Below are 26,522 nucleotides of genomic sequence, written 5' to 3'. Positions count from 1 at the left end.
GGTTATTTGTTTCGCAAAACTATTTAAATACACTTAACATCTTTATGCAAAAATTTTGTTCATGGAACCTATTTTTTAGGTATTGGATATGATATTTTTATATCCATAGCAAGCGATTATGTAGTTAGTCTAAAATTATTCTCTTACAATCATTTATATTGTTAATTCTATTTATGTCTAGAGTTGGGCTAAACATGTTATTTTCGTCTAATAATATTGAGAGCATCCCTAAGTTGTTAGAAGGTAAATAGTCTAAGTAATAACTATCTCCAATAAAAAATGTATCTTTTGCTATTATATTATGTTTTTTTAAAGGTAGCTTAAAAAAATCTAAATCTGGTTTTTTAAGTCCTACTTCTTGGGAGATGAAAGTAGAATCGAACAAGTGCTTAATATCTAAGTTATCTAAAATTTGAATTAGATTGTTATCGAAATTTGAAATGAGACTGATTAAATAGCCATTGTGCTTTAAGTCATTTAATAAAGGTTTTACAGAATCTTTTAAAACCCATTTTTGTTTACTTTCGCAAAAATAGTTAAATAACTTATCGCTAGTTGTTATATGGGAAAGACCAAGTAATGCTAGAATAGAGTTATTATATCTATTATAAAAATCTTTTCTCTCTTCTTTATTTTTTATATTAGTTAAACTATGTGAAAATATGTTGCATGAATAATAATAAACTTCTTTAATTTTAGATATACTTATATTTATTCCCATTTCATGTAAGATAAAGTTATGAAGCAATTCTTCTTTTGTCGGTGATTGGATTGCTAGAGTATCAGCAAAGTCAAAAATTATTAACTTTTGTTTCAAAATAATTCTACCTATAGGTTAATTTTACATCCTATTTCGAAGATATATTATTTATTGATTAAAATCTAGAAAAATTTTATGTTTAAAAGTTTAAACAGTTAATAAATTAGCTATTGTGAAAATAAGATTTTATTTGTTCAATTACATACTCAATAATTTCTAATTCAATGTTATAAAACATAGGTAGTCTTAAAAGCCTTTCACTTTCAATTGTTGTGAAAACGTCTTTGCCTATAAATTTAGTATTTTGTATGCCATATTTAGAGCTGTGCAAAGGAACATAGTGAAATGGAGCTGTTATGCTGTTATTCTTTAAGTGCTTGATTAGGAGGTTTCTTATTTCTAGGTTTTTAACCTTTATATAAAACATGTGTCCATTATGTTGACAATTACCAGGTATGGTTGGTAGTTCAATAACTCCTTCATCAGCAAGTGATTTTAAACCATTATAATAGTTTTCCCATAGGCTTAAGCGTTTGTCATTGATTTCCTTGGCTATTATTAACTGGGTATGTAAATAATAAGCTAATATATCGCTTGGTAAATAAGACGAGCCTATATCAACCCAGCTATATTTATCAACTTGTCCTCTAAAGAATTTAGACCTATTTGTTCCTTTCTCTCTTATAATCTCAGCTCTTTCAATGAATTTACTATTATTAATAATAATTGCTCCACCTTCACCCATAGAGTAATTCTTTGTTTCATGAAAACTGTAACAACCTATATCACCAATAGTACCTAATGCTTTACCTTTATAGCTAGACATTACGCCTTGGGCAGCATCCTCAACAACAAAGAGCTTATGCTTTTTAGCAATTGACATAATAGTATCCATTTCACAAGCAACACCTGCATAGTGTACAGGAACAATAACTTTAGTTTTAGGTGTAATAGCAGCTTCTATTTTAGTTTCATCTATGTTCATAGTGTCTGGACGAATATCTACAAATATTATTTTTGCTCCTCGTAAAATGAATGCGTTAGCTGTAGATACAAATGTATAAGATGGCATAATAACTTCATCATCATTTTTTATATTTAATAAAATAGCAGCCATTTCCAGCGCATGGGTGCATGATGTAGTTAATAGAGCTTTTTTACATTTAAAACTATCTTCAAACCACTCATGGCATAACTTTGTGTATTTGTTATCGCCGCAAGTTGGATATTCATCGAAGTTATTTTCAAACTTGTAAGGAGTATTAAAATTTATCATTTCTATCTCCGGAGTTAAAACTTTTTAAATAGCTTTTAGCATTATTGCCTTCATTAAAAATTAAATCAAGAATACTTACTTCATGTTCAAAAGGGGGGTATAGTTGTTGGTATTCTTTGTATCCACTATAATTCATCCATTTAACATCTATATTCTCTTGTTGAGCTAGATTTACATCAAAATAGTCTTTAGCAGCAGGACCGCTTAGATATACATTTGCATTGCATTGTTTACATATGCTTATAAGTTTTTCGGTTTGTCCACCCTCAAGCTTAAACTCATTTGACCATCTTATTTTTGTTTTTATATCTAGTATTTGATTGATTATAGTAATTAATTTATAATTTATTTTACTTAGATGAGTTTCATAGCAGTTCATATAAAAGTCCTCAAATATATCTTTGTGGTTTTTAAAGTGATTTGCCTTTGAATAATTGTTTAATATTGTATTCCAGTGTTTTTTGCACCAGTTATTCTTAGCTATCTGTGTTTCATTTATTTTTTGTTCTAAACTTTTCTGATAGACTGGAATAGTGAGCCATTGTAGCCCTTGAGGTGTTTTTATTTTATTTCGATTTCGCCAATCATTTTTAGTGTATTGTACATCATCATATAAAATGAATTCATCAACCATATTTATAAGGTCAAAGTATCCTTTCCAAGGGATATAGTTTGATTGTAAAATGGCTATTTTTTTCATAATATTTTTATTCCTTCTTCTTTGTGACTTGAAACTTGTCTAGCAGGAGTTCCTACGTATTTTGAATATTTTTGTGTATTCTTTAGAACTAGTGTTTTAGCACCTATTAAAGTTTCTGCTTCTAGAGTAATATTCTGAATAATAGTGCTATTAAAACCTATAAAGCAATTATCTTTAATGATAGAAAAACCTCCTATTAAAGCTTGAGAAGCTATAAATGAATTGCTATGAATATTAACATCATGACATATATTACAAGACGACCAAATTATATTATTATTTCTAATTTTAACGTGAGGCTCGATCACTGAGTTTTGTAATATAACATTGTTTTCGCCTATTTGGATACTAGAGTCTATAATCGCCATAGAGCTTATATAATTTATACAACTATAGCCTTTTGCTTTAATATTTTCAAATAGCTTTTTTCTTGCTCTCATATTTGAGTAACCTATCGCTACAAATGCTGAAAATCTGCTAGGAGGATATCTAAGTTCAACATCATTAAAAGAAACTATAGGCAAGTCACAAAAAGTGCTATTTGTTAAATAATTATTATCCACACAAAAAGCAGTGACTTTGTAATTTGAGTCTGTATTAAAATAGTGTAACATTTGTTTTGCAAAATCACCCTTACCATAAATAATAATATTTTTTTGCATAAAGAATTGTTAAACCTCTTTGATAAGTTTTATATAAAAAATTTAAAAATCTTTCTTAAATAAGAAAGACTCGCACAAAGTCAAATTTCTGCTAACGATAATATGATATGTGTGTAATAGCTTAGTAATATTATAGACTATCCACTGATGTAATAGCAAAAAGTTATTTGTATTAAATGTTCTTTTTTGTTGAGAGCAGAAGAAGTTATTTTTTAATTATTAGATACGAATAATTTTAAAATAGTATACTTAATGTTAAGCTATTGAATTTAAAGTTTAAGTTAAACATAATGAAAATGAGATTTAATAATTAGGAGATATAACGTTGATTACACGAAGTGAAGAAGATATTGTAAAAGGTTGGAAAAATACTGATAAAAACCCTTTAGTGACTATTCTATGCCAAACATATAATCAAGAACAATTTATAAGCCAGGCGTTAGATAGCTTTCTTATGCAAGAAACAGACTTTGCTTTTGAGGTGATTGTTAGAGATGATGCTTCAACGGATACTACGTCTGATATTATTCGAAAGTATTGTCTCAATTATCCCAACATTATTAAACCCATATTTGAATTAGAGAATCAGTGGAGTCAAGGAGTTAAGCTAATACCTTCTGAGTTGCCACGAATTATGAAAGGTGTGGATAGTAAGTATTTAGCTCTTTGTGATGGAGATGATTACTGGACAGATTCATTAAAGTTAAAAAAACAGATAAGCTTTCTTGAAAAAAACTCTGAGTTTGTAGGTTCTGCACATGCTAGTGTATATTTAAGAAATGGTCAAAATGCTGAATTGGCGTCTCAAAATATTCATAATAAAGATGTATATACATTTGAAGAGTATTTAGGAAACTGTTATTTTCAAACAAGTTCTTGGGTTTATCGATATGATACTAATTTCAGATCTTTAATTAATGGTTATTTTTATGGTGGTTGTGGAGGAGATGTCTATATGACATTGGCTTTTATGACTTTAGGACCTGTTAAATATTTTGATGAGGTGATGTCAGTTTGGCGAGTACACGATAAAGGAGAATGGAGTAAAAATTCTGCTGATCACCAAACAATAGAAATCTTAGCCGCACTTGTTGACTATGCTTATAAATTTGATGAAAAGTATAAGTATAAATTCTATGAACAGTTTTATTACACAATTAAAAATATTAGTTCAGAAGCATTTTCGAAGTTGGTGATAGAAAATTATCAATCAAAGGATATTCAAAAAATCATTACTATGTTAGCAACTGTTATAATAGATAGTGATGGCCCTATAAATAAAATTATTGATTCTAGAGAATCTACTATAAAAGAGTGTAATGAATACATAAGAACCTTGAAGGAATCATTAGAGTTAGAAAGAAATAAAAGTATAATTCGCATTTTAAAGTCTAGAGTTTTAAACTTATTTAAGAAATAGCTCGAACAATTTAGCTTAAGATATTTCGTGAACGTAATATTTCACTCATCAGCATTAGTCATATTTAATTATAAATGCTAAAATAGTAGTTAAATGTTCTATAATTCTTTGTATTATTGTAAGAGTAATGTGTAAAACTTGAGTTTTTTTATGATAAATGTAACTAAAACATACCTGCCAAGTATTGAAAAATATAAACAATATGTAGATCAAATATATAGTTGTGGGCAAATTACTAATAGTGGACCCTTGGTTAAAGAGTTAGAACAACGTTTGGCAAATTATTTAGGAGTTAAAAATATTGTTTTGGTGTCAAATGGAACAGTAGCTTTGGAGATAGCTTATAGGGCATTAGAAGTTAGAGGCTTTGCTATTACTACTCCTTTTTCCTTTGTTGCTACAACTAGTTCTTTAGTGGCTAATGGCATTAAACCTATATTTGTTGATATCGATGAAAAGACATTTAATATTGATGCAAATAAATTAGTAAATAAAATAACCCCAAATACCTCAGCAATAGTAGCAACGCAAGTATTTGGTAATCCTTGTGATGTTGAAGTAATTGATTCAATCGCTAAGGAACATAATCTAAAAGTTATATACGATGCAGCACATGCTTTTGATGTGAAGTATAAAAGTAAGAGTATTCTAAACTATGGTGATATATCTACTCTAAGTTTTCATGCTACCAAACTTTTTCATACGATAGAAGGTGGGGCTCTTATTACAAATGATGATGATCTCGCTAAGAAGGCTAGATTTCTTATTAATTTTGGTATTAAAGATGCTGAAAATATACCTCACCTTGGAACTAATGCTAAGATGAATGAGTTTGAAGCAGCTATGGGACTGTGTATGCTAGATGATATAACTATCATACATGACGCTAGGAAGGTTGTTGCAGAAAAATATAAAGCAGAATTGAAAGATATAGTTCAGTTTCAAAAGTTTAACTGCAATGCTATTGAGAATTATAGTTACTTCCCTGTATTGTTTAGATCAGAGGAGCATCTAAAAAGGGTTCAGGGTGCTTTGAATGGTAGGGAAATTTTCCCTAGAAGATATTTCTATCCCTCATTAGATACTCTTAGTTATATCGAACCTAAACAGTATATGCCAATATCAAGGGATATATCAAAAAGAATAATGTGTTTACCTATTTACTATGGTCTTGAAAAAAATGTTCAAGAACAGATAATATCTGTTATTAAGGAGACTTTATGAAAGTCGCAATAATGCAGCCTTATTTTTTTCCATATATTGGTTATTGGCAGCTTATTAATTCTGTAGACGTTTTTGTAATATATGATGATGTTAATTTTATTAAGAAAGGCTATATAAACAGAAATAGTATTTTACTTGATAAGAAACAACATAAAATTACTTTGGAACTTTTAGGAGCCAGTCAAAATAAGCTAATTAATGAAATTTCTTTGGGTAATAATAGATCAAAGATATTAAAAGTAATTAAGCAAGCATATTCAAAAGCTCCATATTTTCATGATGTTTATAATTTATTAGAAAGGATTATGCTTACTGAAGAAAAAAATTTAGCATTATTTTTAGAGAATTTGATTAAAAGTATATCTAACTATATAGGTATAAATACTAAGTTTAAAAAGTCTAGTGAACTTGACAAAGATAATAACCTTAGAGGACAAGATAAGATATTACAAATTTGTCAGATATTAAGTGCAGATGTTTATATAAATGCAATTGGTGGTAGAGAGCTTTATGATAAGGATATATTCTTTGATAAAAATATAAGCCTAAGTTTTATAGATCCTTGTATTGTGGAATATCAGCAATTTGATATAGAATTCTGTCCATATCTTTCAATTATAGATATTTTGATGTTTAATAATGTTAATAATATTAAAGAAATGCTGAATAATTATAAACTTATATAAGGGGCGTTATGGCTAAAGTTATAATCTTTGGGGTTGGTCAGATAGCTGATATAGCACATTTTTACTTGACTAACGATAGTGAACATCAAGTGGTTGCTTTTACTGTTGATAAAGAATTCCTATCCTTTCGAAGCTTTCATGATTTGCCTGTGGTAGCTTATGAAGAGTTGTTAGAGAAATATCCACCTAGTGATTTTAAGCTTTTTATTCCAATTAGTTATAAAAAAGTAAATAAGCTTAGGGCTGAAAAGTTTTATGATGTTAAAGCAAAAGGCTATGAATGTATAAGTTATATAAGCTCGAAGGCAGTCTATTACGACACCCCTATTGGAGAGAATTGTTTTATATTAGAGGGTAATGTTATTCAACCATTTACTGAAATTGGTGATAACTGCATTTTGTGGAGTGGTAATCATATTGGACACCATAGTAAGGTAGGTAATCACTGTTTTATAGCTTCTCATATTGTTGTGTCCGGCAGTGTAACAATAGGCGATTATAGTTTTATTGGTGTGAATTCAACTGTTAGGGATAATGTAATGATCGGAGATGGTAATGTGATAGGAGCTGGTTCTGTTATTCTTTCTAATACCAATGCTAATGCCGTATATTCTCCTAAAGGAACTGAAAAATCAAGAGTTCCAAGTAATAGGTTGAGAAATATATAGAATAATATTAATGTGTTTCATGATGTATAAGTAGTATTTAAATAACTATGTTTTGTAAAATACATGTGGTGAATGTTTATTTTGAATTAAGATGGAGAGTTAAAATGTTTGATAAGTGGATTTCACCTGATAGTGGAAAAAAATTAGAAATTAAAGAAGATGTGTTGTCTGACGGAAATTTAGATTTTGATATTGTTGATGGGATTCCAAACTTCATTTATCCTCAAAGTATAAATGAAGAGGATTTGTTTTATGAGGGGATAGCTGATGATTATGATAAATATATACATTTGACTTTTCAGACTTATAATGAAGATGAAAAAGAAGTAAGAAGTAATATGATTGACTTACTTGAGCTTAAAGAAGATTTTAAAGTGTTAGAACTAGCTTGTGGAACAGGTCGTGATTCAGTCCTTATTGATCAACGATTATCTGGAGATGCAGAGTTACATTTGACTGATATATCTTCAGATATGCTAACAAGAGCAAAGCAAAAGCTTAAAAAGTCAAATTCGAGAGTTTATTATTGTCGATCTAATGCTATGTATTTACCATATCCTGATAATTATTTTGATGCTTTTTATTCATTTGGTGCTGTGGGAGAGTTTTCTGATAAAAAGAAGTTTTTTGAGGAGGTAATTAGAGTATGTAAAACAGGAGCGAAAGTGGTTGTGGGAGATGAAAGTTTACCTGTTTGGCAAAGGAATACTCTTTTCGGAAAGATACTTTCAAATTATAATAAACTATTTTTAGCAGATGTTCCTTTTAAAGATCTTCCTGTTGATGCTAGAGAAGTTAGATGTCAGTGGATTATAGGGGGAGTTTTCTATCTTATTGACTTTAGGGTAGGAGAGGGAGAACCTTATGCAAATTTTGACTTTGAAATTCCCGGGATAAGAGGGGGTACGCATAAAACAAGATACTATGGGCAGCTCGAAGGTGTTACTGAAGAAACAAAGAAGCTTGCATGGCAAGCTAGAGAAAAAGCAGGTCTTAGTATGCATAAGTGGCTTGATGATATCGTGAAGAAAGAGGCCTTAAAAGTTTTGGGGAGTAAAAAATGAATTGGGTAAAACAAGGAAAGATATTTTCTGTAGATGATAATTTTGGTTGGATGAAAACCCATGCACAGATACCTAGTGTTTTGGTTTTAAAAGATAGGTTAAGAGTATATTTTTCTACAAGATATATCCCAACAGAAAGTAAAACTACATTTTTGGATTTGGATATAAAGAATCCTAAAAAAATATTGTATATTCATGATAAACCAATTTTAGAAAATGGTAAAGCTGGAACTTTTGATGAGCACGGTGTCATGCCTTCTGGAGTGATAAGAAAAGATAATAAGATTTACCTGTACTATAGTGGGTGGAGCAAAAGAGCCAGTGTTCCCTACACTAATTTAACTGGAATTGCGGTCAGTTATGATGATGGCGTGACATTTGAAAGAATAGGTGATGGGCCTATTTTAAGTACAAATATTTATGAACCGTACTCTGCTACATGTCCATATGTGTTTTTTGATAATGGACTGTTTAATATGTTTTATTGTTCTGGTACTGGATGGGTAAGGAAAAGCAGTCGCTATGAGCATACTTATGATATTAAATATGCTTCATCAAGGGATGGAGTTCATTTTCTACAGGATGGAAAGAGTTTAATTACCCCTAAGAATGATGGAGAGGCAATTACAAGACCTACAATATTGAAGAAAAATGATTTATATCATATGTGGTTCTGCTATAGAGGTTCAGATGATTTTAGAGATGGTTTAGATGCTTATAGAATTGGTTATGCTTGGTCAAAAGATCTGGAAGTTTGGAATAGAGATGATAAAAAGGTGGGTATTGATGTAAGCTATGATGGTTGGGATAGTAAGATGATAGCATATCCATACATTGTTGAAACATCATATGGGATATATATGTTTTATAATGGTAATGGCTTCGGCCAGTCAGGCTTTGGTTACGCTATTTTAGAAACTAGTTAAGTATTAGCCAATATAAGTTATTAAGTAAGAATGAATCCTTTTTTAATAGAAAGGTCGTGTGGTGGTTGGAATTCCTAGGAGAAAGTAGTGAAAATAGCAGAAAAAGATATTGTAAAGAACTGGAATGCTGAGAAACCTTTGGTAAGTGTTTGCTGTGCAGCTTATAATCATGAAGCATATATAAACAAAGCTATTGATAGTTTCTTAATGCAAAAAACAGATTTTCCATTTGAAATAATTATAAGTGATGATTGCTCAACAGATAATACAGCTAAGATAATTTCTGAATATCAAGCTAAATATCCAAATATTATTAAGTCAATATTTCAAACAGAAAATCAATTTTGTAAAGGAGTAACACCATTTATTGATATTTTGATACCTGAGTCAAAGGGTAAGTATATTGCAACATGTGAGAGTGATGACTATTGGACAGATTCTCATAAATTACAAAAGCAAGTAGACTTTCTTGAGCAGAATCCAAATTTTATGGGATGTGTGCATAATACAAGATATTTGGAGAATAATTTAGAAACAGATAAGCTTGTGATTGAAAGTGTTAAGGAAGAATATACTTTTATAGATATTATAGATAATTATATACATACTAGCTCTCATGTTTTTAGATATGATTGTGAGTTTAAGGAGCAATTAGATAAATATTTGAACCTATATTGTGGTGATAGGTATTTGCTTCTTGTTTTTTCAAAATTTGGACCAATCAAATGTATAAATGAAGTAATGTCGGTATATAGAATACATGATTCAGGTTTCTGTAGTGGAGCTAATAAAAAAACTAAGTATCTTAGAGAACTAGAGGACTATACTGCATATAGTAGAATCTTTGAAGAGCATAAAGATGTTTTCTTAAGACTTATATTGTTATCAATATATGGAGTTGATGCTAGTAATATAAATAATATAGCAAAAACTTTTTCTGCTGGCTTAGCTAAAGAAGATGCTATAAATATACTTGAATATTTGATGCTATCAATTTCAGCTGATCATAGTAAAATCAATGAATATTCTGAGAAGATTGAAGAGTGTAATAGATATATAAAGCTTTTAGAGAGTGAAAATAAAAATTTAAGCTTGGTTAAATACATAAAAAAAATTATAAAGAAAATCTTATCTAAGTGAAGCTTTGATATACAAGGATAAATGATGAAAAAACTGACTGTTTTAATGCCTGCATATAATGTGGAAGATTATATTTCTCAAGCTATTGAGTCTGTTTTAATGCAGAATGTGGATTTTGAATATGAATTATTAATTATTGATGATAAATCCACAGATAATACATTGAAAATAGCTTTAGAATATCAACAAAAGTACCCTGAAAAAATAGCAGTTATCAAAAATGATGTAAATATGAGGACACTTGCTGCAACTATCAAAGGTTATGAAATTACAAAGACTGATTATTTTTGTGTACTAGATCCAGATGATTATTATATTAAAGATGATTTTTTTAAAAAGGCAATAGAGTTTTTAGATCAAAATTCAAAATACACGCTATATTGTAATAATAGTTATGTTCTTGATACAAAAACACAAAAGAAACAAAAGTTTATCCATTCGGATCATAGTGAAAAAACTTTTGTGCTAGAGGATTTAGTAAAGGGGAATGCTATTTTAGCTAATACAACATCTACTGTATTTAGAAATGTTGTATTTAGAGAGTGTGTTCCTGCCGATCTTTATAATGCAGTTAATACTTACTCTGAAAAATCTTTTGAAGGAGATGGCTTTAGAAACTTCCTTCACTTAAGCAAAGGGGCAGGCTATTTCAGTGCTGAAATTGTGGCAGTATATCGAGTGACTCACGATGGAGTATGGACATCTCTTCCTGATGTGAAAAAGGATTTAATGCAAGCACAGCTGTATCGTGATATGAATGTTTTTTTTAAGGACTTAACAATTAGTGATTTTATGCTTAACCAATCTTATAAGTATTTTAAGCAGATGTTGTTAGGACTTATGAGTTCTTATACTTTGAGAGACTCTCGTACAAGGGAAGTTTCTTTGCCGTCTCATTTTATAAATTTCTTGCAAGTTGATAAGCTTTATGAACATTACTCTAATAATTATGAAAGCTTAATAGCTGAAGGTGATTGGGATCAGTTTATTTTAGAAAAAGATAAACTGTTAAGTGAAAGAGAGAGTCAAATTAGAAGTTTAACAGCATCATATGAAAATAGCTTATCATGGAGAATTACTAAACCGTTAAGGTTTGTTAGGGCAATATTGAGTTTTAAGAACAAATCTTAACTTCTAATATATTGGTCTAAAGTATATAATCTGAGTTATAAGATTTATTTTTAACGGAATAGCTTTTAGTATGATAAGTTTGTTAGATTTTAAAGTTATGGGAGATAGTAGAGGGTCTCTTGTATCTCTTGAGCAGAATAAAAATATACCCTTTGATATAAAGAGAGTTTATTACATATATGATACAAGACAGGATGTTCGAAGAGGGTTTCATGCCCATAAAAACTTACAGCAGGTTCTGGTTTGTATATCTGGCAGTTGTAAGATTTTAATTGATGATGGAAATAATAAGAATAATGTTTTACTAAATGACCCTAAGAGAGGCCTGTTAATCTCTGGATTAGTATGGAGAGAAATGTACAACTTTTCTTCTGATTGTGTACTTATGGTTTTGGCTAGTGACTTTTATGATGAGAGGGATTATATTAGAGATTATGACTTATTCTTAAGAGAGATTAATAATGCTTAATTACTTTGTGCATAAGTTATCTGATGTGCAATCTTCCAATATTGGTAAAGACTCTAAAATCTGGCAGTTTGTAGTGATTTTAGGCGATGCTATAATAGGTGAAAATGTAAATATATGTTCGCATTGTCTTATAGAGAATGATGTAGTTATTGGGGATAATGTAACAATTAAGTCCGGTGTTCAAATTTGGGATGGTATTAGGTTAGAAGATAATGTTTTTATAGGACCTAATGTTACATTTACAAATGATAAAGTTCCAAGGTCAAAATGTTATCCTGAAGAGTGGCCAAAAACGATAATAAAGAAAGGAGCTTCTTTAGGTGCTAATTCAACAGTTCTACCAGGTATTACTATTAATGAAAATGCAATGATAGGCGCAGGTAGTGTTGTTACAAGAAATGTTCCAGCTAATGAAGTTTGGTTAGGAAATCCTGCTAGGTTTTATAAAAAGGTTTAAAGTGTATGATTAAATTTTTAGATTTGCAAAAAATAAATAGTTTATACCAGCAAGAGCTGAAAGATGCTTGTACAAGAGTCATAGATAGTGGCTGGTATATTCGTGGTAGTGAATGTGAAAAGTTTGAGCAAGAATTTGCTGAATATTGTGGTAGTAAATATGCAGTAGGTGTTGCTAACGGTTTAGATGCTTTAGTTCTTATTATAAGAGCCTACAAAGAATTAGGAGTTTTTGAAACTGGTGATGAGATTATAGTGCCTGCAAATACTTATATAGCAAGTATATTGGCTATATCAGCAAATGATTTAGTACCTGTACTAGTAGAGCCTAATATTGATGATTATCTGCTTGATGTAGATAAGCTTGAGCAGGCTATTACATCTAGAACAGTTGCGATTATGCCAGTACATTTATATGGACAGACATGCCAAATGGATAAAATTAATGCTTTAGCAAGTAAATATAATTTAAAGGTAATAGAAGACTCAGCTCAATCACATGGAGCATATTTCAGTGATAAAAAGTCAGGTAACCTTGGTGATGCTAGTGGCTTTAGTTTTTATCCAGGTAAAAATTTAGGGGCATTAGGAGATGCTGGAGCTGTAACTACTAATGATAAAGTATTAGCTGATACTATTACTGCTTTGGCAAATTATGGTAGCCATGAGAAGTATAAAAATTTATATAAAGGTACTAATAGTCGTCTCGATGAAATTCAGGCTGCTATGCTGAGAGTCAAGTTAAAATATCTTGAGCAAGATATTAAAGCAAGAAGAGAGATTGCAAATTACTATATTAAAAATATAAATAATCAAAAAATTATTTTACCAATTAAAAATTCGCAACTAAACATTCAGAATTATCAAAACCATGTATGGCATGTATTTGTTATTAGAGCAGAAGATAGAGACAAGCTGCAAAGATACCTATTGGATAGAGGTATTCAGACAGTTATACACTATCCTATTGCGCCACATCATCAACAAGCATATGCAGAGTGGAATAGTGATAATTATCAAATATCAGAGATAATTCATCAGCAGGTTTTAAGTCTTCCTATTGGTCAACACTTGAAAGAAAAAGAAATACAAGAAGTTGTTAGAGTGTTAAATAGTTATGGTGAAATATAATGGGATATTCAAAAGGAGTTGTATCTTTCTGTTGTTTATCATATAACCATGGAAAGTATATTCGAAGATGTATTGAGAGTATATGGAATCAAACTTATAAAAAAATTGAGATAATTGTTTTAGATGATGGATCACCTGATAATAGTTTAGATGTTATTAAGCAATGTCAATATGAATCCCCATGTAAATTTATTGTTCTTACACAAGAAAATTCAGGGGGTAAAGTTGGTAGTAATTTTAATAGGTTGATTAGTGAGTCTTCAGGAGAGTTCTTATTTTTTATATCTTGTGATGATGAGGTTGTAGTTGATTCTGTTACATCCAAGATAAATTTTTTTGATTCTGATAAAAATTTAGCCTTTGTGCTTAATACTTATGTTGAATCTATAGATGAATCTAGTCAGATTTTAAATCAGTTTTATGTGCATGATGAATATAAAAATATATCTAATATCAGTGATTTATTAGAGTTGGAGTTTAATTCAATAGGTTCATTTTATATTCAGGGTGGAATATTTAAGAGAAGTGTTATTGATGCTGTAGGTGGTTTTGATAATGATTTATTAGGTGATGATATTATACTTAGAACAAAAATATATCAATATATTGCAAATAAAGAGCCGAGCCTTAATTTTAAACTTCTTGATACGGTAGGGGTGCGATACCGGATGCATGATAGCAATGTACATAAAAACACATACAGACAGTCTATATTAACGTATCAGTGGTTTAAAAGATATTTTAGTGATAGAAAACCTAATAAAATGATGTTGCTTTGGTTGAATAGTGCATATGCATATACAATTGATAATTGTCAGTTAGAAAAATCAAAAGAAATTATAACAATACTAGAAGATTACTTGACCTATTTTGATATAAAACAGCATCAAAAGATTGTATATGATTTTTATTACACTGGAAAAGTCAAGCGTTATCAGTTAAATAAAACAGTAAGTATTGATAGTGAAATGGCATCAGAACTCTTGGGAGATATGTTGATTGAAGATGGTGGAGAACTATTTATTGAAGAATCTCAAGCTGAATGGTTATTGGAATACTTACTTCATAAAAATCAGTCTAATGAGATTCAATTAAATTGTATTTATAAGTCTTTTGGTTGGAAGTTGTTGAAACCTCTACGACTTATCAAAAAACTCTTAAAATAAAGACACAAAACCTAATAAATTAAAGTTAATTACATTAAAAGGTTGTTATTATCGATGCTAATTAGAATAAAAAGTTTTTTATTGATGATACGCTTGAGGTTAGGGTTCTTCATGTGGGCTATGGTGAAAAAAAACTTTATTTTTACTAATAAAAAATATGACAAAGAAAAAAAAACTATTATTTTTTTAGGTAGTTTAACTAACAATGGAGATGTTTTATCTTCTTTAGGGGATAAGTATAATATTATTTATTATTTAAATTTAGATTTAGATATTGAAGTTTGTGAAACACTTTTAAAATCTTCTTTTTTAATAATAAATGCAAAAGATATCAGCAGACAAAAATCTTTTGCTATTTTATCTAATCTAAAAAGTAAATATCGATTGAAAGTTATTATATCTAATTCTATTATGAATGAGCCTGCAATTAATAACGCGGTGTCCTTGAGGATAGCAACCCTTGCGATTCTTAGAGACCTCTATAGTATAAAGCAGGTGCCTAAAGAGCAAGTGACTAACTCTATTATTTTATTTGATAAGATAGCGGTAAATTCTGGAGAGATGCGTGATTCTCTAGAATATTTTGTTGCTGAGTACTTACCTGCTAAAATTCTTTTAGCAGGTATTGTTGAGAATTCTTTTAATGATGTTAGATTTTTAGAAAAACAAATATTTGAAGTAGAGACTATTAACCTAGAGAATATTAAAATATCAAAAGTATTATGTGAATCAAAGTGTTTTGATCATAAATATATGGGTGTATTAAGCTCAAGAGAAGAGTCTGCTTTTTTCTATATAAGAACACAAAGAAAGAACTTATATAAGTTGTGTCCTAATCCAGCTCCTGGTTTTTCAACATCTAAATGGGTGTATGAGCATAAATCTCGAGAAAATATTCCTTTATATGATGCTATGGACAGAGGGGAATGTTCAACACATATTTGTTTATTTCCTCCATTTGCTATTGAGGAATGTGTAAAAAGAAAGTTAGCCATTCATATTCATTTATTTTACATTGAGTTAGCAGAGGAGTTTTGTGATTTCTTAAGTAATATTCCTTATGAGTATGACTTATACGTTACTATAGTTAATTCCAGTGATATTAATCACCTTAAAGCTATTTTTAGTAGTTCTGGAGCTAAAAGAATTGCGATTCATGTTGTTGAAAATATAGGTAGGGACATAGCACCAATGTTGTTTGATTTAAAAAATACTTTACTGAATGGACAGTATGAAATTATTGGTCATTTCCATAGTAAAAAATCAGTCGCTATTGAGGGAGATGTTGGCAATCGATGGAGAAAATATTTGTTAAATAACCTTATAGGTAGAAATCGGAATTATGCTAGATCTATTTTAAGTTTATTTGATGATGAGAAAGTAGGATTAATCTTTCCAGAAAGCAAAAATTATATAGATATTGGAGATAATAAAAAGTATATAAATTTACTTTGTAGAATGTTAAAAATGAGTGAGATTGGTAATACTCCTTTATTCCCTGTTGGGAATATGTATTGGGCTAGGGTTGATGCAATAAGAGATCTTTTTTATTTAGAAAAAGATAGCGTATTGCAACAAGAACCACTATCTAATGATGGTAGCTATATGCATGCTATAGAAAGAATTATACCTTATGTAGTTGAAAAAAATAATTACTCGTACGTAACTGTATATAATAAAGAATCTTCATGTTGATGATTTTATTAATGGTGGAAAAAGGGCTAAACTACTTTTATTCTACTTAGCTCTTTATTTAATAGTATTTGAGTTATTACATTTTAAAGATTATTTTTAAAATAAATTTTATGAAAAATAAAAAGTATGAGAGTAATACTAACGAGTTATTTAATCTCGCATTGTTTATGATTATAATATTTATCATGTGGAGATTATCCTAGTTTTATAGCTAATGTCTGAATTAAGAAGTGAAAATCAAATATTATCAAGTTGGAAGAATCATGAGCCTTTGGTTAGTATTTGTTGTACAGCATATAATCAAGAAAAGTATATTGAAGAAACCTTAACTGGTTTTTTATCCCAAATTACAGATTTCTCTTTTGAAATAATTGTAAGTGATGACTGTTCAACAGATCAGACTGCTGAAATTATAAGAAATTATGTCAAAGAGTATCCGAATATAATTCGATTGATTTATCAAGAAGAAAATCAGTATTCAAAAGGAGCTTTACCTATTAGAGATTTTATTTTACCAGAGGTTAGGGGTAAATATATAGCTTTATGCGAAGGAGATGATTATTGGATAGACTCTAATAAATTACAGCAGCAGGTTGACTTTCTGAAGCAGAATTCAGAATTTATGGGGTGTGGCCATAATACAAGATTCCTAGTAAATGGAGAGTTAACAAATAGACTATTTGTAAATTCAAACAATAAAAAAAATAGTTATGAATTTGAAGACTTTATAGACTCAGCTTATTTACATACAACATCTTTAGTTTTTAGGTATGGTTGTGAGTATAAGCATCAAATTGATGAATATTTAAAGAAATACTCGTCAGTTAAGCGTAATGATGTTTATATGTTACTTGTATTCTCAAAGTTTGGGCCTATTAAATATATCGATAGAACTATGTCTGTTTATAGGATGAATGATGGTGGTATTTGGAGTGGTGTAAATGAGCAGTCTCAACTTATAATGTTTTTGCATGGCTGTATAGCTTTTAGCTATATTTTTGGAGACAAATACAAAGATAAGTTTCTTTATTCATTTGTAAATACCTTTAGTGAGAATGTAGATATTAATTCATCTAACTTTGTATCGGAAGTTTTATATCAATTTTCAGAAAAAGACTTTAAAACGGTATTGGAAAGCTTTGCAAGATTTAAGAAAAGAGATAATGAAACTATTAAAGAGTGTAGTGAGTATATAAATTTCCTTGAAAAGCAAGTGAATGATAATAGTTTTAAGTCGATGTTGATAAAACTATTAAAAGTAAGTCGAATTTATGATTTGTTAAGAAGAAAGAGCTGATATTGTTTAAGAGTAGAAAAACATCAAAAACAAAGCTTTAATTAACATAATTGTTTATCATATAAGAGATTGAATAGTAAGATTGAAATGGCTGTTTTTTTTAATAAGTTCAACTTGAATAAAATAGTGTTTAAACTTTATTTCTGCTATAATTCTGTTAAATCTAAATATATAAAATATTAAAGTAAATGGTATCTTATTTAAAAGAATTCTATAGATTTATGAAGCACCTAAAAAATAACTATAAGCTTTTACTTATATTGGCTTATAATGATTTTAGGGAAGAATATTTGGGTTCATATTTAGGTATTGTTTGGGCTATTATAAGACCATCTGCTTTTATTTTTGTTATTTGGCTTGTTTTTACCTATGGAATCAAACCTGGTGCTGGAATAACTAGTTCACATATGATTTTGTTCTTATTAACAGGAATGGTACCTTGGTTTTTCTTTTCGGAAGCTCTTGTTAAAAGTTGTAATTCAATAACTGAGAATGAGTTTTTAGTGAAAAAAGTCGCGTTTAGTGTTAATATTTTGCCTCTTGTTAGTATTCTATCTTGTTTAATAATTCATTTAATATTATTGTTATTAGTATTAACTGTTGTTCTTTTGAATGGATACTCTCCTAATTTGTATTGGTTGCAACTGCCTCTTTATGTGTTTTTTAGTATAATTTTGCTATTGGGCTTAGGTTGGCTTACTTCAGCTATTAAGGTTTTTGTTAAAGATATAGGTGAAGTTGTCGGTCTAATTGTTCAATTTGGATTTTGGTTTACTCCAGTGTTTTGGTCACCAGATAAAATTCCTGAGAGATTTAGATTTATTTTAGACTTAAATCCTATGGCATATATTATCCAAGGGTTTAGAGATTCTCTTATTAATAAAGTATGGTTCTGGGATCGTGGTGTAGCAACTCTTATTTTTATTATTATGTTATCATTTATTTTATTTTTAGGAGCACTAGCTTTTAAAAAGCTTACTCCACACTTTGGAGATGTGATCTGATGAAAAAAAATATAGCGATAAAGTTAGATAATGTATCAAAATACTATAAGATTTATGACAGAGCTAGAGATAGAGTTAAGGAGGCATTTAATCCATTTAGGAAAAAATACCATAAAAACTTCTGTGCTGTAAGTAATGTTAATTTAGAAATTAAAAAAGGAGAAGTTTTAGGAATTTTTGGATTAAATGGAGCTGGTAAATCAACTTTATTAAAAATGATAGCAGGTGTAGTTACTCCATCGGTTGGAAGGGTTATAACTAATGGTCATATTAACGCTATGCTGGAGCTTACAGGAAGTCTGAATCCAGAACTTACTGGGAGACAGAATATAGATTTTAACTTAAGTTTAAATGGGGTTCCAGATAATGATAGAAAGGATGTAACTAAAAATATAATTGATTTTGCTGATATTGGTGAACATCTTGACCAACCTGTCAAAAGCTATAGTAGTGGGATGGGAGCTAGATTAGGATTTGGTATTGCAACAGCAACCAGGCCTGAAATCTTGATTGTCGATGAGGTATTAGCTGTCGGAGATGTCGTTTTTCAAAATAAATGTTTTGTAAAGATTAGAGAGCTCTTGAAAGGTGGAACAACAGTCGTTTTTGTATCACATAATATATCGTTAATGATAGAGTTTTGTAATAGAGCTATTCTCTTATATGATAGAGAGATTTTATTTGATGGACCTCCAAGAGAGATTGCGCATTATTATCAAAAAATATTATTTAGTAATGATAGAGATAGGACTATAGCTGAATTGAAAGGTATTCCTATGGAGTTGATATATACATCTGAAGAAAAGAGTGTTTTATCAAATATTAATAATGAAAATATTGTTGTTGATGAGTTTACTCTTTATGATATGGATGGGGCAGAAACTAGTTTTTTAGAGACAGGATATTTTTATGATGTTAAGGCTCTGATTAAATTTAAAAGGGACTATAAAAAAATTGATCTTAAACTTAGAGCATCTGATATAACAGGTAAGCAGCTTAATTTCTTAGATTCAGTCTATGAAAGTTGCATAGATAATGTTAATAAAGACACTTCATATATATTTAAAACCAGATTTAAAAATATGGTCTTCATAGGTAAATATTCAATTAAGCTGGAGATTATAGATAAAAGTGATGAGCGTTATTCTGCCAGTCTATTAGATCATGAGCTTGAAATAAGGTTTGAGTCTGGAGTTGTAGGTAAAGAACCTGTATCGAGTATTAATAAAAAAGAATAATTCTAATAAATAAGCTAAATAGGTTAGAAAGAATGAAGTTTTCTATAGTAACGGTATCATATAATTCTGAGAAGTATATTGAAGAAACTATTTTGAGTGTAATTACTCAAAGAGGTAATTTTGATATCGAATATATTCTTGTAGATGGTAAGTCAAAGGATCGTACTTGTGATATTATTCAAAAATATGTTGATAAACATAATAAGGGTGAACTAGATATTTACTGTAATAATCTAGATATTAAATTTATATGTGAGCCTGATGATGGAATGTATGATGCTTTATCAAAAGGTCTTTCAATAATAACAGGTGATATTGTTGCATATATAAATTCAGATGATTTCTATCTACCAAATGCTTTTAAAGCGATCGCTGCTGAGATGAAAAAACATGGCGAAAAGGCACAATGGATCAATGCTAAAAATACCTGGTATAACAAGGATGGTATCATTGAGAATTCTATGTTGCCTTTGGTACCTTCAAGAAAAAGAATTCTAAAGGGAATCCATGGTACTAGTTTGCCATCTATCCAACAAGAATCAACATTTTGGACAAAATCTCTGCAAGATAAGATGAATATGAAAAAGTTTGCTGAATATAAACTAGCAGGTGATTTTTTTATGTGGCATGAGTTTGCAAAGTATGCAAATTTGCATATATGTAATAGTAATATTTCCGGTTTTAGACATCATGAAACTAATAAAAGCCATGATTTAAGTGGCTATATGAATGAGTTTTATGATATTGTTGGAGGCAAACCAAGAAGGAATGTTTTTGATTTATGGCATATCTTTATGTATAAGTTTTACGTCAAATATACATCTGACAATATGATTAGAAGACATAATGAGTATGTAAGAATATTCCGTCATATAGGTTTTAAACTTAGAGAAAAACTAGGTAGAAAGAGTAATTAATCTTAGGAGCTATCCTTGTCAAATTCTCAAACTCAAGAAAGTAGTTATCCATTAGTTTCAGTTATAACAGTTGTATATAATGCTAAAGAACTTTTAGAAGAGACTATTTTAAGTGTATTAAATCAATCATATCAAAATGTAGAGTATATTATTGTTGATGGGGGTTCTACTGATGGTACTTTAGATATAATTAAAAAATACCAAGATCATATTAATCAATATGTAAGTGAACCTGATCATGGTATATATGATGCTATGAATAAAGGTATAGCGTTGGCAAAAGGAAAATGGCTGAACTTTATGAACGCAGGTGACCGCTTCTATTCTAATGATGTGCTAGAGAAAGTGTTTGATCAGGAGTTTTTGCAAGATATAAATGTCGTTTATGGAAATACTGATATTGGTCATAAAATCTTAAAATATAAGCCAGATTTAAATTTAAAAGATATGGCACTAGGAATGAGGCTATGTCATCAGTCTACTTTTTATAAGCTAAATGATTCAATAAAATACAATCTTAAATATAGGATATGTGCAGATCAAGATTTTACGATGCAGTATTTTAAACTTGGCAAAAAATCAAAATATTTAGATATTGTTATTTCTAAGTACGATCTTGATGGTATCTCCTCACAGAATCTAAATAAAATTTTAAAAGAAAAGTTTCAGATAAATAGATCTTATGGACTTTCGTATATTCCAGTAATAAAAAGTTATATTATCTCTATATTAGTTAAGCTACGAAGCTACTTTAGGGGTTACTAAAGGCTTGTATTGTTATATTATATACATATATAGATGAAGGTATAGATTTGATAAAAGGCAAGATAAATTCTTATGTATGATTACGTAATAGTTACTCACATACCAGCTTTTTATAAAGTTAATCTGTATAATCAATTAGCGAAGAAATTAAATATCTTTGTTATTTTTTTAGCTGCAAATACAAATGAAAAGAGGGCTAATGATTTTGTTGCCTTAAATGACGTGTCCTTCGAATATGAAATTTTATTTCCTGGAAATTTACAAGAGAGAAATTCTTCTGCAAATATTAGACTCTTAAGAAGTATTTTAAAAAGTTTTCAATATAAGAGAATATTAGTTAGTGGCTGGGATTTGCGTGAATTTTGGTATGTTATTTTTACTAATAGTAAAAGTAAGAACTGTTTAGCTCTTGAGTCAACCATCAATGAAAGTAAGACAACTGGTCCTCAAGCAATAATAAAAAAAATATTTTTATCACGAGTTTCTAAAGTTTTTGCTTCTGGGACCCTTCACCGAGAGTTGCTTGTTAAGCTTGGATATAAAGGAGATGTCAAAGTTACTAAAGGTGTTGGTATTATTAATAAGCCAAGCTTTGATAAAGAAGCTAGAGAGTTCCGTAGAAATTTTCTTTATGTTGGTCGACTATCTGAAGTTAAAAATTTGGAGAGATTAGTCAAGGTATTTAATAGTATAGAGGACTATAATTTAACTATAATTGGTGAAGGTGAGCAGAAAGAATACTTACAGAAAATTGCTACTAGTAATAACATTGTATTCAAACATGCTATTGAAAATAAAAAACTTAAAGAAGAGTTTTTTAATCATGATATTTTTATTTTACCTAGCTTAGTTGAGCCATGGGGGCTGGTTGTTGAAGAGGCATTCTATTTTGGTTTGCCTGTAGTTATTAGTCAAAGCTGCGGAGCCAGAGATATTGTTAAAAATGATATAAATGGTTATTGGATAGACCCAGAAAATATTGATGAGCTAATCTCATTGATACAAGCAATTAACTCAGATAAATATCATGAGCTTATCACTGGTGTGGAGAAATTCTCTCTAAATACAAAGGATATTGAGCAAGTTGAGGCTTATTTATGAAAATTTTGATTGTCCATAACCGCTATCAGTCAAATAATATCGGTGGCGAAGATATAGTTTATGATAATGAGTTAAAGTCTTTACAAAAGCTACATGGCAGAGATAAAGTCTTAGCATATGAAGTTTCTAATGATGATATTAGTAAATTTAGTCTATTATTTGGGATATGGTTTTCACTTAAGCACTATAGGAATATTAAAAAAATAGTTAAAGATAATAATATTGATATAGTCCATGTGCATAATTTTTTTCCACTATTAACACCAAGTATATTTAAGGCAGCTAAAAAGTCAGGTGCGAAAGTAGTACATACGCTTCATAACTATAGGCTATGGTGTATATCTGGGATTTTATATAGAGATGGGTTTGGTGTATGTGAACTATGCACTAAAAATAAATTACCTATTTCTGGCATCAAAAATAAATGTTATAGAAAGTCACGATTACAAAGTTTAGTGGCTCAGTTAGCATTTAGTTTTTATAAGCTTTCAAGAATGTTTAAAAACATTGATTATTTTTTTGTACTGACTGATTTTCAAAAGCAGAAAGTTACAGAACTTGGTATAGCCGTAGATAAAATAATTTTAAAGCCTAATAGTATAGCTTCTTTAACACAGCGACATAACAAAGTTGATAGGCAAGATTATATATATGTAGGTAGACTAGAAGAATCTAAAGGCATATTTGATCTTTTAGATACTTGGTTATCTTTAGATGATAAATTTGTGCTGACGGTAGTCGGTAATAGTCCCGATAGTGATGAAATAATTAATAAATACTCATCGAAAAATATTATTTTTAGAGGTAAATGTTCTAGAGAAGAAACCTTATCTCTTATTTCTCAGTCAAAATACTTGATTCAGCCAGCTTTATTGTATGAAACTTTTGGTTTAACAATAATAGAGGCTATGAGCTTTGGTATTCCAGTTATTGGCTTTGATATTGGTACGCGTAAAGATTTTATAAAGAATGAACAAAATGGTTTTTTAACGACTAAAGATAGTTTACAAGAAACTATTAAGAAGTCATATGATTATGCTAATTATGATTTGATGGCTCAAAATGCAAAAAATACTGCGAAGCAATATCAAAATGATTATATAATAGCAAAGCAGTTAGATATTTATAAAAATATTTTGGAAGGTTGATAATTTGAAAGTATCGATAATTACCGTTTGTTATAACTCAGCAGAAACTATTGAAAATACAATAAAATCAGTGTTGTTACAAACTTATCAGGATATTGAGTATATTATAGTAGATGGAGGTAGTTATGATACTACTTTAGATATCTTAGCAAAATATGAATCTAGAATCTCAAAGATTATAAGTGAATCAGATGATGGTATATATGATGCTATGAATAAAGGCATTGCTTTAGCTACTGGAGATATCGTTGGTATTTTGAATAGTGATGACTGCTACAGTGATAGTAGTGTGATAGATAACATTGTAAAAGAATTTAAGCAAAATGATAAAGATATGCTTTTTGCAGACTTAATGTTTGTAAATGAGAGTAGTAAAATTCTTCGTTATTATTCAGCTAAGCGGTTTACTCCAAACAAACTTAAATTTGGGATTATGCCACCACATCCAACACTTTTTGTTAAAAAGTCTGTTTATGACAAATATGGTGTGTATCGCTTAGATTTTAAAATAGCTGCAGATTATGAAATCTTTGTGAGATTTCTACTTGTAAATAGGCTTTCATATACTTATTTGAATAAATGTATAATTAAGATGTTAGTGGGTGGCGTTAGTACAAGCAATTTACAAAGTAAAAAGATTATCAATCAAGAGACAATGAAGGCTCTTAAAATAAATGGCATTAAGGCTAACTACTGGTGTATTTCAACAAAATATGTAGTTAAACTACTGGAAATACTAAAAGGGCGAATGTTAAACTATCGTAAGAAAAAATAAATTTATAATATTAAAACTATTCTAGGAGATTAGCGTGGAAAAAGTAGTTATTAAGGATGTTATAAAAATTAGTGGAGTTAAGTTTGGTACTAGTGGTGTTAGAGGTCTTGTATCAGCTATGACTGACAAAATTTGTTGGTTATATACAAAAGCTTTTCTTCAGTTTTTAGAACAAAAATATTCTATAACTAAAGGTACAAAAATTGCTATAGCACATGATTTGCGTGATAGTAGTCCTAGAATAACAAAAGCAGTTGTCAAAGCTGTTATAGATAGTGGTTATGAACCTGTATATTGTGGGGAAATACCATCGCCAGCAGTTATGCTGTATGGGGTATCTAATCAGATACCGTCAGTTATGGTTACTGGTAGTCATATTCCAGAAGATAGAAACGGTATTAAGTTTAATACTCCTTATGGTGAAGTTCTTAAAGAAGATGAAGAGATAATAGTTAATCAAGCTATAAAAGTTAATGATGCTGATTTTGATTATAATGGAATGTTTTTACAAAAAATAGAACTTCCTACGATATGTAATCAAGCTCATTCACAATATGTTGATAGATATACAGAATTTTTTCCTAATAACTGTTTAGAAGGTAAGACTATTGGACTATATGAGCATTCATCTGTGGGACGTAAGATAGTTAAAGAAATTCTTGAAAAATTAGGAGCTAAAGTTATCTTATTGGGATTCTCTGAAAGGTTTGTGTCAGTAGATACTGAAGCAATCCGTCAAGAAGATGTCAAACTTGCAAACCAGTGGGCAAGTGAGTACAAGATCGATAGTATAGTTTCAACAGATGGTGATGCAGATAGACCTCTAGTTAGTGATGAGTATGGTAATTGGCTAAAAGGTGATGTATTAGGTGTTTTAACTGCTAGGTATCTACAGACACAGTCTGTAGCAACTCCAGTTAGTAGTAACACTATAGTTGAAAAGATAGGATATTTTAAGAATATTATTAGAACTAAAATCGGTTCGCCATATGTAATTGCTGCAATGAATCAATTACTTTTAGATGGTCATAGTGGTGTAGTTGGCTATGAGGCTAATGGAGGTTTTTTACAGGCTGGGGATATTTGTCTAAAAGATACTACTTTAAAAGCATTACCTACTCGTGACGCCGTGATACCGATGTTAGCTGTGCTTATGTTATCGATAGTTTCAAATAAAACAATATCTGAACTATTATTTGACTTACCTGCACGCTACACCGCTAGTAGTAAGGTTGATGATTTTGCAACTGAGAAAAGTAACGAAATATTAAAGACAATATTAGCAGGTGAATCGAAGCTTTTAGATCAGATAGTTTCTGAGTATTTTAATGGTAAGAACGATATTAAACATATAGATACTACAGATGGTGTTAGAATAACTTTGGAGAATCAGGATGTTTTACATTTAAGACCTTCTGGCAATGCTCCAGAGCTTAGATGTTATACTGAAGCTACTTCTAAAGAATCTGCGGAAGAGTTAAATAAATACTGTACTTCTCTAATAAAAAGCTAATTAACTTTTGAAAATTCTATTATAGTTAATCCGAAAGATATATCATTCTACGACTTGAGAATAAAATCTAATTTTTAATGAGTAGGTTCAGGATAAAGAAAATAGTTACAAAGGACATTTGGCTTAACTATATTAATTTATCAAATAATAAATCAAGCTCGACTTATACCTATTTTAGAAATTGTAATTT

At 29.6% G+C, this 26,522-nt stretch carries 26 protein-coding genes; 22 read left to right on the top strand and 4 right to left on the bottom strand.

Going from position 1 to position 26,522, the window contains the following annotated elements:
• Nucleotides 1-124: 124 nt before the first annotated feature.
• The 4 genes from F3D62_RS09780 to F3D62_RS09765 form a co-directional block, all read right to left on the bottom strand.
• A complete protein-coding gene (locus F3D62_RS09780; RefSeq protein ID WP_191092594.1) occupies nucleotides 125-817 on the bottom strand; it encodes an HAD hydrolase-like protein in 693 nt (230 codons plus the stop codon).
• Between the two features lie 106 nt (nucleotides 818-923).
• Nucleotides 924-2,036 (bottom strand): dTDP-4-amino-4,6-dideoxygalactose transaminase, encoded by a 1,113-nt coding sequence (rffA, locus tag F3D62_RS09775; protein WP_150468066.1) that lies wholly within the window; start codon nucleotides 2,034-2,036, stop codon nucleotides 924-926.
• A complete protein-coding gene (locus tag F3D62_RS09770) occupies nucleotides 2,023-2,736 on the bottom strand; it encodes a WbqC family protein (RefSeq protein WP_150468065.1) in 714 nt (237 codons plus the stop codon). Before F3D62_RS09770 ends, rffA begins: the two co-directional genes overlap by 14 nt.
• The gene (locus F3D62_RS09765; RefSeq protein WP_150468064.1) at nucleotides 2,733-3,398 is read right to left on the bottom strand and encodes an acetyltransferase; all 666 of its coding nucleotides are present in this window, start codon (nucleotides 3,396-3,398) and stop codon (nucleotides 2,733-2,735) included. Before F3D62_RS09765 ends, F3D62_RS09770 begins: the two co-directional genes overlap by 4 nt.
• Before the next feature lie 325 nt (nucleotides 3,399-3,723).
• Between F3D62_RS09765 and F3D62_RS09760 the strand changes: the two genes are divergently transcribed.
• The 22 genes from F3D62_RS09760 (at nucleotide 3,724) to F3D62_RS09655 (ending at nucleotide 26,332) form a co-directional block, all read left to right on the top strand.
• On the top strand, nucleotides 3,724-4,818 hold the full coding sequence (locus F3D62_RS09760; protein WP_191092593.1) for a glycosyltransferase family 2 protein: 1,095 nt from the start codon (nucleotides 3,724-3,726) through the stop codon (nucleotides 4,816-4,818).
• Nucleotides 4,819-4,968: 150 nt separating this feature from the next.
• Complete coding sequence (locus tag F3D62_RS09755; RefSeq protein WP_150468062.1) at nucleotides 4,969-6,042, top strand: DegT/DnrJ/EryC1/StrS family aminotransferase; 1,074 nt, start codon at nucleotides 4,969-4,971, stop codon at nucleotides 6,040-6,042.
• A complete protein-coding gene (locus F3D62_RS09750; protein ID WP_150468061.1) occupies nucleotides 6,039-6,728 on the top strand; it encodes a WbqC family protein in 690 nt (229 codons plus the stop codon). The genes F3D62_RS09755 and F3D62_RS09750 overlap by 4 nt, the downstream gene beginning before the upstream one ends.
• An 8-nt stretch (nucleotides 6,729-6,736) precedes the next feature.
• Entirely contained in the window at nucleotides 6,737-7,396 is a 660-nt protein-coding gene (locus F3D62_RS09745) for an acetyltransferase (RefSeq protein ID WP_150468060.1), read from the top strand.
• Nucleotides 7,397-7,500: 104 nt separating this feature from the next.
• A complete protein-coding gene (locus F3D62_RS09740) occupies nucleotides 7,501-8,460 on the top strand; it encodes a class I SAM-dependent methyltransferase (protein ID WP_191092592.1) in 960 nt (319 codons plus the stop codon).
• Complete coding sequence (locus F3D62_RS09735; protein ID WP_150468058.1) at nucleotides 8,457-9,386, top strand: hypothetical protein; 930 nt, start codon at nucleotides 8,457-8,459, stop codon at nucleotides 9,384-9,386. The genes F3D62_RS09740 and F3D62_RS09735 overlap by 4 nt, the downstream gene beginning before the upstream one ends.
• A gap of 87 nt (nucleotides 9,387-9,473) precedes the next feature.
• On the top strand, nucleotides 9,474-10,526 hold the full coding sequence (locus tag F3D62_RS09730; protein WP_150468057.1) for a glycosyltransferase family 2 protein: 1,053 nt from the start codon (nucleotides 9,474-9,476) through the stop codon (nucleotides 10,524-10,526).
• Nucleotides 10,527-10,550: 24 nt separating this feature from the next.
• Nucleotides 10,551-11,657, top strand: coding sequence for a glycosyltransferase family 2 protein (locus F3D62_RS09725; protein ID WP_191092591.1), 1,107 nt, complete (start codon nucleotides 10,551-10,553; stop codon nucleotides 11,655-11,657).
• Between the two features lie 70 nt (nucleotides 11,658-11,727).
• The gene (locus F3D62_RS09720; protein WP_150468055.1) at nucleotides 11,728-12,126 is read left to right on the top strand and encodes a sugar 3,4-ketoisomerase; all 399 of its coding nucleotides are present in this window, start codon (nucleotides 11,728-11,730) and stop codon (nucleotides 12,124-12,126) included.
• Nucleotides 12,119-12,583, top strand: coding sequence for an acyltransferase (locus F3D62_RS09715; RefSeq protein WP_150468054.1), 465 nt, complete (start codon nucleotides 12,119-12,121; stop codon nucleotides 12,581-12,583). The genes F3D62_RS09720 and F3D62_RS09715 overlap by 8 nt, the downstream gene beginning before the upstream one ends.
• Nucleotides 12,584-12,588: 5 nt before the next feature.
• Complete coding sequence (locus tag F3D62_RS09710; protein WP_150468053.1) at nucleotides 12,589-13,713, top strand: DegT/DnrJ/EryC1/StrS family aminotransferase; 1,125 nt, start codon at nucleotides 12,589-12,591, stop codon at nucleotides 13,711-13,713.
• Entirely contained in the window at nucleotides 13,713-14,879 is a 1,167-nt protein-coding gene (locus F3D62_RS09705; RefSeq protein ID WP_150468052.1) for a glycosyltransferase family 2 protein, read from the top strand. Before F3D62_RS09710 ends, F3D62_RS09705 begins: the two co-directional genes overlap by 1 nt.
• An 84-nt stretch (nucleotides 14,880-14,963) precedes the next feature.
• Complete coding sequence (locus F3D62_RS09700) at nucleotides 14,964-16,574, top strand: rhamnan synthesis F family protein (RefSeq protein WP_191092590.1); 1,611 nt, start codon at nucleotides 14,964-14,966, stop codon at nucleotides 16,572-16,574.
• Between the two features lie 214 nt (nucleotides 16,575-16,788).
• The gene (locus F3D62_RS09695) at nucleotides 16,789-17,871 is read left to right on the top strand and encodes a glycosyltransferase family 2 protein (protein ID WP_150468050.1); all 1,083 of its coding nucleotides are present in this window, start codon (nucleotides 16,789-16,791) and stop codon (nucleotides 17,869-17,871) included.
• A gap of 221 nt (nucleotides 17,872-18,092) precedes the next feature.
• Nucleotides 18,093-18,875 carry an ABC transporter permease gene (locus F3D62_RS09690; protein WP_224732677.1) on the top strand — a complete coding sequence of 261 codons (783 nt, stop codon included), beginning with the start codon at nucleotides 18,093-18,095 and terminating at the stop codon, nucleotides 18,873-18,875.
• Nucleotides 18,875-20,113: an ABC transporter ATP-binding protein gene (locus tag F3D62_RS09685; protein WP_150468048.1), complete on the top strand. Its 1,239-nt coding sequence runs from the start codon at nucleotides 18,875-18,877 to the stop codon at nucleotides 20,111-20,113. The genes F3D62_RS09690 and F3D62_RS09685 overlap by 1 nt, the downstream gene beginning before the upstream one ends.
• Before the next feature lie 32 nt (nucleotides 20,114-20,145).
• Nucleotides 20,146-21,030, top strand: coding sequence for a glycosyltransferase (locus tag F3D62_RS09680; protein WP_150468047.1), 885 nt, complete (start codon nucleotides 20,146-20,148; stop codon nucleotides 21,028-21,030).
• A 15-nt stretch (nucleotides 21,031-21,045) separates the two neighbouring features.
• Nucleotides 21,046-21,795 (top strand): glycosyltransferase family 2 protein, encoded by a 750-nt coding sequence (locus tag F3D62_RS09675; RefSeq protein ID WP_150468046.1) that lies wholly within the window; start codon nucleotides 21,046-21,048, stop codon nucleotides 21,793-21,795.
• A 72-nt stretch (nucleotides 21,796-21,867) separates the two neighbouring features.
• Nucleotides 21,868-22,896, top strand: a complete 1,029-nt coding sequence (locus tag F3D62_RS09670; RefSeq protein WP_150468045.1) for a glycosyltransferase — start codon at nucleotides 21,868-21,870, stop codon at nucleotides 22,894-22,896.
• Nucleotides 22,893-24,044, top strand: coding sequence for a glycosyltransferase (locus tag F3D62_RS09665; RefSeq protein ID WP_150468044.1), 1,152 nt, complete (start codon nucleotides 22,893-22,895; stop codon nucleotides 24,042-24,044). The genes F3D62_RS09670 and F3D62_RS09665 overlap by 4 nt, the downstream gene beginning before the upstream one ends.
• 4 nt (nucleotides 24,045-24,048) lie before the next feature.
• The gene (locus tag F3D62_RS09660) at nucleotides 24,049-24,819 is read left to right on the top strand and encodes a glycosyltransferase family 2 protein (RefSeq protein WP_150468043.1); all 771 of its coding nucleotides are present in this window, start codon (nucleotides 24,049-24,051) and stop codon (nucleotides 24,817-24,819) included.
• Between the two features lie 34 nt (nucleotides 24,820-24,853).
• Entirely contained in the window at nucleotides 24,854-26,332 is a 1,479-nt protein-coding gene (locus F3D62_RS09655; protein WP_150468042.1) for a phosphomannomutase, read from the top strand.
• The last annotated feature ends 190 nt before the right edge of the window (nucleotides 26,333-26,522 follow it).

It is taken from the genome of Francisella sp. SYW-9 (assembly GCF_008711465.1).
In the GTDB taxonomy this organism is placed as follows: Bacteria; Pseudomonadota; Gammaproteobacteria; order Francisellales; family Francisellaceae; genus Francisella.
Note: the sequence above shows the minus strand (reverse complement) of the source record. Positions and strands in the feature narration are given on the sequence as shown.